This window comes from Flavobacterium sp. H4147 (assembly GCF_029360735.1).
Taxonomy (GTDB): Bacteria; Bacteroidota; Bacteroidia; order Flavobacteriales; family Flavobacteriaceae; genus Flavobacterium; species Flavobacterium endoglycinae.
The window spans coordinates 408,715-422,011 of record NZ_JARKNB010000005.1; the positions used below are offsets into that span (position 1 = coordinate 408,715).

The 13,297-nt window shown below is 33.5% G+C and carries 13 protein-coding genes; 6 read left to right on the forward strand and 7 right to left on the reverse strand.

Features of this window, described 5'->3' with window-relative positions:
* Positions 1-107: 107 nt before the first annotated feature.
* The 6 genes from P2W75_RS22235 to P2W75_RS22260 form a co-directional block, all read right to left on the reverse strand.
* The gene (locus P2W75_RS22235; RefSeq protein ID WP_276382113.1) at positions 108-1,370 is read right to left on the reverse strand and encodes a sodium:proton antiporter; all 1,263 of its coding nucleotides are present in this window, start codon (positions 1,368-1,370) and stop codon (positions 108-110) included.
* A 165-nt stretch (positions 1,371-1,535) separates the two neighbouring features.
* Entirely contained in the window at positions 1,536-3,011 is a 1,476-nt protein-coding gene (locus P2W75_RS22240) for a hypothetical protein (RefSeq protein ID WP_276382114.1), read from the reverse strand.
* A 163-nt stretch (positions 3,012-3,174) separates the two neighbouring features.
* Entirely contained in the window at positions 3,175-3,588 is a 414-nt protein-coding gene (locus tag P2W75_RS22245; RefSeq protein WP_207294621.1) for a DUF1842 domain-containing protein, read from the reverse strand.
* A 279-nt stretch (positions 3,589-3,867) separates the two neighbouring features.
* Positions 3,868-4,359 carry an AidA/PixA family protein gene (locus tag P2W75_RS22250; RefSeq protein ID WP_276382116.1) on the reverse strand — a complete coding sequence of 164 codons (492 nt, stop codon included), beginning with the start codon at positions 4,357-4,359 and terminating at the stop codon, positions 3,868-3,870.
* 33 nt (positions 4,360-4,392) lie between these two features.
* Entirely contained in the window at positions 4,393-4,908 is a 516-nt protein-coding gene (locus P2W75_RS22255) for an AidA/PixA family protein (protein WP_276382117.1), read from the reverse strand.
* 63 nt (positions 4,909-4,971) lie between these two features.
* Positions 4,972-5,487 (reverse strand): inclusion body family protein, encoded by a 516-nt coding sequence (locus P2W75_RS22260; protein ID WP_207294618.1) that lies wholly within the window; start codon positions 5,485-5,487, stop codon positions 4,972-4,974.
* A gap of 309 nt (positions 5,488-5,796) precedes the next feature.
* Here P2W75_RS22260 and P2W75_RS22265 point away from each other — a divergent pair, with 309 nt between their 5' ends.
* The 5 genes from P2W75_RS22265 (at position 5,797) to P2W75_RS22570 (ending at position 8,829) form a co-directional block, all read left to right on the forward strand.
* A complete protein-coding gene (locus P2W75_RS22265) occupies positions 5,797-6,300 on the forward strand; it encodes a GbsR/MarR family transcriptional regulator (protein WP_207294617.1) in 504 nt (167 codons plus the stop codon).
* Between the two features lie 101 nt (positions 6,301-6,401).
* Positions 6,402-6,749: a hypothetical protein gene (locus P2W75_RS22270; protein ID WP_207294616.1), complete on the forward strand. Its 348-nt coding sequence runs from the start codon at positions 6,402-6,404 to the stop codon at positions 6,747-6,749.
* An 18-nt stretch (positions 6,750-6,767) separates the two neighbouring features.
* Positions 6,768-7,154, forward strand: coding sequence for a hypothetical protein (locus P2W75_RS22275; RefSeq protein ID WP_276382118.1), 387 nt, complete (start codon positions 6,768-6,770; stop codon positions 7,152-7,154).
* A 107-nt stretch (positions 7,155-7,261) separates the two neighbouring features.
* Positions 7,262-8,170 (forward strand): TIGR01777 family oxidoreductase, encoded by a 909-nt coding sequence (locus P2W75_RS22280; RefSeq protein ID WP_276382119.1) that lies wholly within the window; start codon positions 7,262-7,264, stop codon positions 8,168-8,170.
* A gap of 419 nt (positions 8,171-8,589) precedes the next feature.
* Positions 8,590-8,829 carry a hypothetical protein gene (locus tag P2W75_RS22570; RefSeq protein WP_306801555.1) on the forward strand — a complete coding sequence of 80 codons (240 nt, stop codon included), beginning with the start codon at positions 8,590-8,592 and terminating at the stop codon, positions 8,827-8,829.
* 472 nt (positions 8,830-9,301) lie between these two features.
* Here the strand turns inward: P2W75_RS22570 and P2W75_RS22290 are convergent, their stop codons facing one another.
* Positions 9,302-10,117 (reverse strand): hypothetical protein, encoded by an 816-nt coding sequence (locus P2W75_RS22290; RefSeq protein ID WP_276382120.1) that lies wholly within the window; start codon positions 10,115-10,117, stop codon positions 9,302-9,304.
* Between the two features lie 193 nt (positions 10,118-10,310).
* Here P2W75_RS22290 and gcvP point away from each other — a divergent pair, with 193 nt between their 5' ends.
* Positions 10,311-13,160: an aminomethyl-transferring glycine dehydrogenase gene (gene gcvP / locus P2W75_RS22295; RefSeq protein ID WP_276382121.1), complete on the forward strand. Its 2,850-nt coding sequence runs from the start codon at positions 10,311-10,313 to the stop codon at positions 13,158-13,160.
* Positions 13,161-13,297 lie beyond the last annotated feature (137 nt).

Below are 13,297 nucleotides of genomic sequence, written 5' to 3' on the forward strand. Positions count from 1 at the left end.
AACAAAACCCTGCAAAAAAATTACAGGGTTTTCAGTTAATAATTTAATGACAAAGAAAAAATCTTTCTTCTTTACTCTTTTCTCTATTCTCTATTTTCTATATTCTTTTACTCTTTCTCCAAAACTCGTTTCGCCAACTTTCCAACTGTCAATCCTTGAACTACAATTGAGAATAAAACAACAATATAAGTCACCTCTAAAAGTAAGTTTTTATATTCTCCTTCCGGCATAGAAAGCACTAACGCAATAGAAACTCCACCACGGATTCCTCCCCAAACTAAAACCATCAAAGAACCTTTGTTGTAAGCCGATTTAATTCCGAAGAACTTAAAGATATCAAAGAATTTCCATGGCAAAACTATTGAGGTTAATCTTGAAAATAATACAATAAAAATTGCTACAAAACCTGTTAGCAATTGTTTGTTCAAATCTGGAAGCAATAACAATTCAAATCCAATAAAAAGAAATAAAACAGCATTTAAGATCTCATCAATCAGTTCCCAAAACTTTCCTAAGTAATCTTTAGTCACTTCGCTCATCGCAACTTTTTTACCGTAATTTCCAATAATCAATCCAGCAACAACCATTGCTAGCGGACTAGAAACATGTAATGCTTGTGCAACTAAAAAACCTCCTGTTACGATAGAAAGCGTGATTAAAACAGAAACTTTATAATCATCAACTTTCTTCATGACTCTTGAAGCTGTAAATCCGAAAACGGCTCCTAATAAAAGTCCGCCGATTCCTTCTTTGGCGAAAAGCCAGGCAATAGATCCAAAACTAACATCAAATGTGGGATCGGTGGCCATTTTTAAAACTACCGCAAACATTACTACTGCTACTCCATCATTAAACAAGGATTCCCCAACAATTTTGGTTTCGATTCTTTTCGGAACTTTTGCTTCTTTTAAAACTCCCAAAACCACGATTGGATCGGTAGGAGAAATTAAGGTTCCAAAAACCAAACAGAAAACGTAAGGGATTTTTATTCCTAAAAGCGGTGCTATATAATAAAGCAGTAAAGAAATAATTATAGCTGATAACACTACACTAACGGTAGAGTAAATCATAATGGGCACTTTTTGTTCTTTAAGATCGGATATATTTACGTGAAGCGCTCCCGCAAACAAAAGAAAGTTCAGCATGGCTCCCATTAAAATTTCATTGAAATCAAATTGTTTGATTAAATCAAAAAAATGTTTGGTGGTTGCTGGAAAATAAGAATCTCCCAACAGACGGATTCCAACAGAAACCAGCATGGCAATAATCATGATTCCGATTGTTCCTGGAAGTTTTAAAAATCTTAAATTTAAATAGGCGAAGAAAGAAGCTAGTACGATTAGTACCGAAAATGTGTAGTATAATTCCATAAAATGTGATTTTTACAAAAATATCCTTCTCATTACTTAATGTAAAATTCAGGCTCTCAATTAACATAACTTTATAATTAGTTTAATCGTTAAGGGCTTTACATAATTGAAAAGCCGAAGCAGATGCTTCGGCCTTTCTGTGATAAACTTTTTATAATTAACAATTTATTTATTATCACGAACAAACTCTTTAAATTGTTTAAGCTTAAGTGTTTTTGTTTCCTTAATACGATCCGTTTTGGTATTAGCATTTTTAGCTGTTGTTTTAGATTTCGTAGTGTATAAATAAGATTCAAAAACATGACTTAAATATAGAGGTGATTTTCCGATACCTCGGGATTTATCAAAGTTTTGAGATTGATGACAGGTAAAGCAATTTACTAAATTTCCAGCATTAATATCATGTACATCGCTCTTAAAGGTTTGAGTATAAGTTTCCATCGTAATATTAGCCAAATTAGAAGAACCTCTTGCTAATGAGTCAGGAAGTACACTCGAAATCTTGCTTTTTACAATCATTTTAGCCTGCTGTTCTGCAGACATTCCATCTGTATCTAGCCAAATAGATCCGTTGTAGAAATAATTTTTAAAAACGTCTTTTAATTTAGACTGCACGCATTTATTGATCGTTTCAATATTATCAATATTTACAGGTTCAGACTGACTAGTTTTCATAAAATCATTAGATCCTAAAACTTTTGGCACACCATATTCATATAAAACAAACGCTTTGGTTGGTGTTAATGGTTGTTGAATACTGTCGTTATAAGTGATTCCTTTTAATCCTGAAGTTGTTCCTTTTTCATAAAATAAAGTCTCGTCAACAGAAGTCACAGAATTATTTTTCCAATCGTAAACTGGTGCCATTCCTTTATGTTCAAAAGTTGCCCAGATAAACTCAGGATGATTTTTGACCACACCAACAACGTGCATTCCAAGCAATGCCATCGATTTTGCAACATATTGGCCTTTGCTGTTTTTAACAGCTGCTTTTGTTACAAAATAATCTGCAATTTTATTTTGAGGAATTGCATCGGTACTGATCCATGAAACTTTTAATTCAAGTGAACCAACTGGAAATGTTTCTAAATTAGAATAAGGAGTTTTTCCACTGTTAATGTCAGACGCTGCATGTACTGCTTTATCAAACAATATTTTATTCATATGAATAGAATAATACACGGTATCTCCTGCTTTTTTACCAGGAACAAATTTAGGATTAGACACTAAAATTCCTTCCGGTCCAGCCTGATTAATTGAATTTAAAACTAATTTCAAACCTAATTGAGGGGCAACTGGTGCCATTTCTGGACTTACAACATCAAGTGAATCTAAAAATAAAGGCTGTCCGTTTACAGGTTTTGTCAACCATAAAAATTTCTGCCATGACCACTGATGGAAAATACAATTGGTTGTACTTGGAACATCAAACGGACTTCCGTCACCTTCTTTCGGTGCAGGAGTTTGTTCATGAGGAAACCAGCTTTCTTCGCATTCGCAGGGTGCAGATGGTGCTGCCGAAGCATATCCAGAAGAAGTTCCAAATTTGTTTATTATCTTTTCTTTATTCAGAAAAAATATAACTGCAGCAGTTATTAGAAAAAGAACTAATAAACTGATGATAATGGGTTTTCTTTTCATTTGTTTTTGATTGTTTTTAGGAGAAACAAAACAGAGAGAATGTTATAGTAAAAAAGGCCGTCGAAAAAGACGGCCCTTTAAATCAAAACTGTAACCAAATCAGGAAACCTTAATAAATCCTAACTGTTTCGATTTTGGAGTTGTTTAATTTGGGGGCTTTTTATTATACCAACTCTGCTTGTAAATTTGCTGCAGCTTTTACCGGTACATTTTCGATATCGTGCTGGTAGTATGAAAAACCACCTGTACCATTCCATGAACCGTCGATAGCTAGATGAGCATCAAAATTTGCTAAGAAAGCACCAATTGCTGGTGGAGGAAAAGTGTGAACATATTGTCCTTGTAAACTTACCACCTGAGTAAATTGTCCAAATCCTGTTGCATATATTTTTCCAGTTACTGGAACCACAATATGACCATCAGGACCACTTATAGCCTGAGTAATTACTACTGTACCAGAAACAGAATTTTGTGATGGTACAACAACTAAACTAAATGATGCGATTGGAGCACCTGGTGTTCCAACATTTCCAATTGTGCCTTTTGCTAAATAAGCACCTGCTAATAGATCTGACATAACTTTTTGTTTTTGGGTTTCCTACTCATAAGGCTTTTCGGGTCCGCCTCGTTTTTTCTTGTGGGTTCTGCTCCACTTATTTGATTTGTTCTCCTATTTAAATACTTGAGGGAATATTTAAAAAGAGTTTCTGGGTTTATTTATACTTCAAAACTATATCTTACAGATAGACTTTAGTAAAAAAATGTTATGAAGTAGAAATTCTTTGACACGAAAAAGGAGAAGAATGACATTAGAAATTTTGGCAGGTAAAAACACTTGTTTCTCTATAAAACAAGTTTACTCTATTGAGAAATTCAGACGAAGTTCAAAAAATCCCTGAGGGGTAAAATCATAATTGAAAACACCAAAATGAATGCCGTATTCGCTTTCACCAGTATTTAAAATTTTATTTCTGTGAATTGAAAAAGTTCGTTTTTCTTTGGTCGTTTCAAGCGGATCAAAATGTGTTGGAATAATAGTCTCAATAGATTCATGTGAAATTTGAATTTGCTCGAGAATGCTGCTATTTCCATATTCTTTTAAATCATATACCAATATAGTATTATCAAAATTGGCACTCTCAGAAACCAAATGAAAATTGATCTCATCTACAGCTTCTTTTTTGAATTTTACCACATTCTTTTTCAGTTCCTCTATTCTATCTGAATATCCTGCTTTAACTATACAGACATATTCTTCAGAAATTAAAGTAGGTTCATTCTTCTCAAGACTGGGAGTGGAATATTCCCTCAATAAAAGAGAAGTTTCTATGATAATATAAATTTGCATATTGAAAGTTGTTTATATTCTGTTGATTCAATCTTAAAAAGCAACAACAACAGGTTTCCAACCAAAGAAGCCAAAAAGTTTTAGATCTGAATCGTACAAAGCAAATCGTAAACCATAATCTTGCTTTCCTTTTTTTTGAACTGTATTTTGGGCAAACCAAAAATTCTGTGTTGATGATTCAACTTCCAAAGGATTAAATTCATCAGGAACAACGACATCAGCATCGGGGAAATTCTCAAGAGTAAAATCGGGGTTTTTAAAAATACGATCTTTACCAAAATTGTCTAATTCATATAAAACCACTGGATTATCAAAATTGTTATATTCAGAAGTCGCATAAAAACGAACCACATCTCCCTGTTTCGCACCAATATTTAGATTTCCAGTTCCTTGTCCGTTCAAACCAGCATGACCAGAAGCTACCATAAACTGATAATTACTCCCAATAAGAGTGGGATTTTCCTGATCTGTGCTTGGATCTCCGTAATCAATCATTATACGACTGGTATCGATAATGATGTTAACGTTTATAATTTTATTTTTAGACATAATTCTATTTCGTTTTAAGATAAAAAGGTTCTGCCGTATGACAGAACCTTTTTTTAAAATTAATTACTGAGCTGTAATGGCTGGATCCCAGCTAAAATAGCCGTACAGATTTAAATCTGAATCGTACAATGCAAACTGCAATCCGTAATTTTCAGTACCTTTTGCATTTACAGTATTCTGAGCAAACCAGAAATTTTGAGTAGATTGTGCTGTTACAAGTGGATTAAAACTAGTTGGAACTACAATGTCTACACCTGGAAAATTTTGAAGTTCAAAGTTTGGATTTTGAAATACATTGTCTCCGCCAAACTTGAAAAGCTTGTATAAAATCACCGGATTATCATAATTATTGTATTCAGAAGTTGCATAAAAGCGAACAACATCTCCTTGATTAGCAAGGATACTTAAATCGCCTGTTCCTTGTCCGCTAATATTTGCTGTATCAGAAACTACCATAAATTGATAATTATGTCCAATCCCTGTTGGGTTGTTCTGATCTTTACTTGGCGATGGAAAATCATTTATTAAACGACTAGAGTCGATAATGATATTCACGTTTATAATCTTATTTCTAGACATGATAATTTTGTTTTTGGCTCTTACTCATAAGGCTTTTCAGATTCCGCCTCGTTTTTTAAAGTGGGTTCTGCTCCACATAAGTTAAGTTGAAAATAGATTTGGACCGGTTTATTATATTTTCTATTTCAAAATTATATTACAATTCCTACATGAATAAAAAAATTGTCATGAAACATAAAATATTATGAATGAAATACTTAAAATACATACATAAAACTATTCTTACAATGAATTGATTTCAAAAACAATATCTGCAATCAAGCTTTCAATTATTTTTGAAAGTTTAAAAACTTTTATTATATTTGAACTATGGATTACAAAGAAGCAAAAAATAAATTCGTTCAAACTTGGGGAGCATTGGGTTCTCAATGGGGTATTAATAAAACGATGGCACAGATCCACGCTTTATTAATGGTATCCAACGAAGCTGTTTCGATGGAAGACATTATGGAAGAATTGCAAATTTCCCGTGGTAACGCCAGCATGAACTTAAGAGCTTTAATGGATTGGGGAATTGTATATAAAGAATTTAAAGCGGGCGAAAGAAAAGAATTCTTTACTGCCGAAAAAGATTTAGATGAATTGGCCGTAAAAATTTCGAGAGAAAGAAGTAAAAGAGAAATCAAACCGACTCTTAAAATTTTAAAAGAAGTTTCGACTATAGAAGTAAAAGATTCAGCAGAAGAAAAACACTTCGTAGATCAAACTTCCAAATTGTATGATTTTGTTTTAAAAGCCGACAATATGCTGGACAAAATGACTGAGTTTAATGATAACTGGTTGGGAAAACTGGTTATCAAAATGATGAAATAAAAAAATTTAATTTTTACTTTCAATTATTTCTGAAAGTTTAAAAACAACAATAATTATAGTATTCTTCCTGACATTTATTATTTATAATCAAAAAAGAAATTATGAACTTCAACGTTATTGGATATTTTATCTACCTCATTATTACGATTCTAATAATTCTAAAGGTTGGGAAAATCTGTTATAAAAATGGAAACATCTACGTTTCAGAATTAATTCCGAATCATGCAGATATCTGTCAAAAAATAAATCAGGTTTTACTGATGGCGTATTATCTTTTAAATATTGGCTATTGTGCCATGACTTTAATATCCTGGCAAAAAATAATCTCCATCACCCAATTAATCGAAACCATTGGATCTAAAACTTCTCTTATCATTTTTATTATATCAGTTTTGCATTACCTCAACATTGTACTTATTACAAAATACATTCAAAAATTAATCAAGTAACAACTAAAATTAAATATCATGGAAACTACAAAAATCTTAATCGGTTATAGCATTTATTTACCAGTTGCTTTGTTTTTAACTTATTACGTTTCTAAAACGCTTTTTAAAAATGGAAAAATATTTATGCTGGATATTTTTAAAGGAAGAGAAGATATTGCTCAGGCTACGAATAAACTTTTCGAAACGGGATTTTATCTTTTAAATATTGGTTTTGCTTTAATGATTTTAGAATTACAATTAAGCAGAGACAGTTATCAGCAATTAATCGAAAACTTAAGTTATAAAATTGGAGGATTTTCTATTTATCTTGGTATCATGTTGTTCTTCAATTTGTATTTCTTTTTTAGAGGAAAAAGAAAAGCTAAAGAGAGTCAACGTGAAGAAAGATTGGTTTTTAAAGCTTAATCATTAAAATTATTCGTCACGAATTCACGAATTGAAAATTAAAAAAAATCTTGAATTGCTTCGCCTGTTCTATGTCGCTCGGGTCATGCAAAAAAAAAATTACACAAATGAAAAAACTCATTATAGCAGCAGGAACTGGATTTCTCGGACAGGTTTTAGTAAATCATTTCAAAAATAAATTTGATGAAATTGTAATTTTCACCCGAGAGAAATCAAAAACAGAAAACGGAATTAAATATGTAAACTGGAATGCCAAAACATTTTCTGGCTGGGAAAAGGAATTAGAAAACGCAACGGTTTTAATTAATCTTGCCGGAAAATCTGTTGATTGCCGTTACACCAAAGAAAACAAAAAAGAAATTTTATGGTCCAGAATTGACAGCACCAAAGTTCTGAACAAAGCGGTTTTAAATTGCCAGAATCCGCCGAAACATTGGCTGAATTCATCAACAGCAACTATTTATCGTTTTTCATTAGACAAACAAATGGATGAAGTTGACGGAGAAATTGGAAATGATTTTTCTATAAATGTGGCCTTGTCTTGGGAAAAAGCTTTCTTTAAAACTGAAACTCCGAGAACATTGAAAACGGCTTTACGAACTTCTATTGTTTTAGGAAAAAACGGCGGCGCTTTGGTTCCGTTAAAGGCTTTGGCTAAAATTGGTTTTGGAGGAAAACAAGGAAATGGAAACCAGTTTGTGAGCTGGATTCATGAAGAAGATTTTGCGAATGCCGTTGATTTTAGTATTGAAAAAGAAATGACGGGCGTTATCAATGTCGTTTCTCCTGAACCAATTCGAAACAAAGATTTCATGCAGAAACTTAGAAAAACTGTTGGTTTTCCATTCGGAATTCCGTTGAATAAATTCTTGCTGGAAATTGGATCATTTTTTATTAGAACCGAAACGGAATTGGTTTTGAAAAGCAGGAATGTGATTCCGAAACGACTTTTGGAAAATGGATTTCAGTTTAAGTTTGGGAATATTGATGAGGCATTTGAAGATTTACTTCATTAAAAAAACTTTTGGAAAATTAGAAAGCTTTTTTTGTACTCCAGAGGAGCAAAATATTTATAGAATCCGATAACATTCGTTTGTTAAGCTCCAGCGGAGCGAAATTTTTTTTTTAAAATAGATATATCACTCCGCTGGGCTCTAATTACTCATAATTCTATTGCTATAAAATGTCGTCCCTCTGGGACTTAAATAATCTAAAATCGTGACCTCAATAAATCTGACCACAAAAATAAACGCAACAAAACAAAGCGTTTTCGATGCCTCAAGAAACATAGACATTCATCAAAAAATCTGCAAGTCCTTCAAAAGAAAAAGCAATTGCGGGAATAACTTCTGGTTTAATCAATTTAAACGATACTGTGACTTGGCGTGGTAAACATTTTGGATTTTATATTACGCACAAGAGCCGAATTACCGCCATGAATCTTTACGATTATTTTGTGGATGAAATGGAAGAAGGCAAATTCGAATCTTTCAAACATCAACATTTTTTTGAAGAAGAAAATGGAATCACAATCATGAAAGATAAATTACAATATGAAACTCCATTCGGAATCTTCGGAAAATTATTTGATGTTTTGTTTTTGAAAAGACATTTGACAAGTTTTCTATTGGAAAGAAATAAAGTTTTAAAAGAGGTTTCTGAAATGCAATATTGATTTTTGAATTGCCTCCAGCTTTAGCTGGAGGTTAAAGAGATCCTTCCAATCTGGCTTTAGCCAAACTTGAGTTTTGGCTAAAGCCCAAAACATCGATTAAATTTCTCCTCCATCTAAAGCTGGAGGCAATTCAAAAAAATCAAATAAAAATTCAATTTTTCAAACAATCTATTTCAAAAATAGCCCAAGGTTTCCACCTTGGGAAACCTTATCAAAATTCTTGTGAAATACAAAACAAAAGCGTCTCAAAGATTGAAACCTTGGGCTATGTTTCTTCAAATATTCTGTTTAATTTCTTTTGAAAATGATACTTTCTCACTTTCCTAATTGCGTGAGGGATTGAGGCGGTATCCTTTTATGAAGCGGAGCGGAGTAAAAGATATAGCCGAAAGCCCGACAGCATTTAAGAAAGGCCTAATGTGCGCAAAGATTGTTAAGGCCTTTTTTAAATGGTGGCACGCCCAAAATAGTTTTATCTCAAAAAAACAATCATCAGCCACCAAAAAATCGGTACGCTTTCTACCCAAAAAGAAGTATAATATTTGGAACGATTAGGATTAGCGAAAGCAATAAACAACATCAGCATAGTTACCATAATTAAATTGATAATGGCATCATGAATGTTGAATGTTGAAATAAAAACTTCCAAAAACCAAAAAGGAATCAATAATAGAAATCCTAAAAGTTTGGTTTTCTTAACTCCTATGGTCTGGGGAACAGTCTGCAAATGCGGATCGTCATTGGCTAAATCTATAATTTCAAAAACTAAAATCAGTACAAAAACCAAAACAAATCGTTGAATACATTTGATAAAGAAATCTATCGCAAAAGGAACTTCGGCATTTATTAATGGAAGAACCAAAGTAGCGCCAACCCAGCAAAGTGCTACGATATAAATTTTTACGCCTGCCCAGTTTCTCGCATTTCTTCGATTTGGAAAAAAAGGCAATGTATAAAGTGCAGTTATGGCAAAAATTACAACCGAAACTATTTGCGTAATTCTTTTAAGATGAAAAAAATAATAACCGACTAAAACAACAGAAATAAGACTCAAAACAGCAATAATTTTCAATTGAGTTCCAATTGGTTTTTTCTTCACTCGAACTAGTGCATCATATTTTACGAAATTATATCCTACAATTGTTCCAAAAAAAACAAACAAAGCCATCGACTCATCATACTGAACATGAAACACATGAAACGTAATTTGCACCAAAGCATAACACGAAAAAGCCACGTGAATACTGCTGTTTAAATAAAAATCAAATATTTGTTTTAGAAGTTTCATAGCTCAAATCTAATCAATTAGTAACAAATCAACTCTTTAGTTAGAAATTTGATAAAAATTGAAGTTAAAAATACCTATTAAATTATTAATAATACTTAATTTTGCGCCACAAAAAACAACACATTTACTTTTAAATGTGATTCGTATGATACGAGATTGTACAATCACATCAATTTAAACATTAAATAGCTACATGAAAACAGATGCTTTTGCTTTAAGACACATTGGTCCAAGAGAAACTGATCTTCAGCACATGCTGAAAACTATTGGAGTTGACTCAATTGAACAACTTGTTTACGAAACCCTTCCGGACGATATTCGTTTAAAAGCACCTTTGAATTTAGATCCTGCGATGACTGAGTATGAATTCGCAAATCACATTCAGGAATTAGGAAAGAAAAATAAAGTATTCAAGTCTTATATTGGTTTGGGTTATCATCCAACTATCGTTCCGGCTCCAATTCAAAGAAATATCTTCGAAAACCCGGGATGGTACACCGCTTACACACCTTACCAAGCAGAAATCGCTCAAGGTCGTTTAGAAGCTATTTTGAATTTTCAAACTACAGTTATTGAGTTAACCGGAATGGAAATTGCCAATGCGTCATTATTAGATGAAGGAACTGCAGCTGCTGAAGCTATGGCTTTATTATTTGACGTTCGTACTCGCGATCAAAAGAAAAACAATACACATAAATTCTTCGTCTCTGAAGAAATTCTACCACAAACTTTATCTGTTCTTCAAACACGTTCAACTCCAATCGGAATTGAATTAGTGGTTGGAAACCACCAAACATTTGATTTTTCAAATGAATTCTTCGGAGCTATTTTACAATACCCAGGAAAATATGGGCAGGTAAACGACTACAGCGATTTTGTTGCTAAAGCAAAGGAAAATGAAATTAAAGTGGCGTTTGCTGCTGATATTTTATCACTAGCAACTTTAACTTCTCCGGGGGAAATGGGAGCTGCGGTTGTAGTTGGAACTACACAACGTTTTGGTGTACCAATGGGTTACGGCGGTCCTCACGCTGCTTACTTTGCAACTAAAGATGAGTACAAAAGATCTATGCCAGGCCGTATCATTGGAGTTTCTGTTGATGCAAACGGAAACCGTGCTTTGCGTATGGCATTAGGAACTCGCGAACAACACATTAAACGTGAAAAAGCAACTTCAAACATTTGTACTGCTCAAGTTTTATTGGCAGTTATGGCTGGAATGTATGCTGTTTACCACGGTCCAAAAGGATTAAAATACATTGCAAACAAAGTGCACGCATCAGCGGTTACTACTGCTGAGGCTTTAAATAAAATTGGAGTTTACCAAACTAACACCGCTTACTTTGATACTATTTTAGTAAAAGCAGATGCTCAAAAAGTAAAAGCTGTTGCTGAGAAAAACGAAGTAAACTTCTTCTATGTTGATGCTGATACAATTTCTATTTCGTTTAACGAAACAACTTCTGTTGCAGACATCAACCAAATTATTGCCATTTTTGCTGAAGCTTTAGGAAAAGAAACGGTTTCTGTTTCTGAATTAACTGAAACTAGTCAATTACCGGCTTCTTTAGAAAGAACGTCTTCTTTCTTAACGCATGATGTTTTCAACAATCATCATTCAGAAAGTCAGTTGATGCGTTATATCAAAAAATTAGAACGTAAAGATTTATCATTAAATCACTCAATGATTTCATTAGGTTCTTGTACAATGAAATTAAACGCAGCTTCTGAAATGCTGCCTTTATCAATGCCAAACTGGAACAGCATTCACCCGTTTGCACCGGTTGAGCAAGCTGAAGGTTACATTACAATGCTTAAAAAATTAGAGCAGCAATTAAATGTAATTACTGGATTTGCTGGAACAACTTTACAGCCTAACTCTGGAGCGCAAGGAGAATATGCTGGTTTAATGGCAATTCGTGCTTACCACATGTCAAGAAACGAAGGTCACCGTAATGTATGTTTAATTCCTTCATCGGCTCACGGAACAAACCCTGCTTCTGCAGCGATGGCTGGAATGAAAATCATTGTTACGAAAACGACTCCAGAAGGAAATATTGACGTAGAAGATTTAAGAGAAAAAGCAATTGAGCATAAAGATGATTTATCTTGTTTAATGGTAACGTATCCTTCTACTCACGGAGTTTTCGAATCTTCAATTATCGAAATCACAAAATTAATCCACGAAAATGGCGGATTAGTATATATGGACGGTGCAAACATGAACGCGCAGGTTGGATTAACAAATCCTGCTACAATTGGTGCTGACGTTTGTCACTTAAACTTACACAAAACTTTCGCTATTCCTCACGGTGGCGGCGGACCTGGTGTTGGACCAATTTGTGTAAACGAAAAATTAGTTCCGTTTTTACCAACAAACCCAATCTTAAAAGTTGGTGGTGAGAAAGCAATTACTGCTATTTCATCTGCACCTTACGGATCTGCTTTAGTTTGTTTAATTTCTTACGGTTACATCACCATGATGGGAGCTGAAGGATTAAAAAGCGCTACAGAACACGCAATATTAAATGCTAATTACATGAAAGCCCGTTTCGAAGGTCACTACCCAATTCTTTACACTGGAGAATGCGGAAGAGCTGCTCACGAAATGATTTTAGATTGCCGTGCATTCAAAGAAAACGGAATCGAAGTTGGTGATATTGCGAAACGTTTAATGGATTACGGTTTCCACGCTCCAACGGTTTCTTTCCCAGTTGCAGGAACGTTAATGATCGAGCCTACAGAATCTGAAGATTTAGCAGAATTAGATCGTTTTTGCGATGCTCTTATTTCAATCAGAAAAGAAATTGAAACAGCTACAGCTGACGATAAAAACAATGTATTGAAAAATGCACCTCATACATTAGCAATGCTAACGAATGATGCTTGGGATTTCCCTTATTCAAGAGAAAAAGCAGCTTACCCATTAGACTACATCGCTGACAATAAATTCTGGCCATCTGTTCGTCGTGTAGATGATGCTTATGGTGATAGAAATTTAGTTTGCAGCTGTGCTCCTATCGAAGCGTACATGGAAAACTAAAATTAGTTTTTCTAATTCATATTATTTCAAACCCGACACGTTTTAAAAACCTGTCGGGTTTATTTTTGTTTCAAATTTCAGGTTTCAAATTACTCGCTTAACTTGAAACCCAAAACTTGAAACTTTTTAAAACTTCT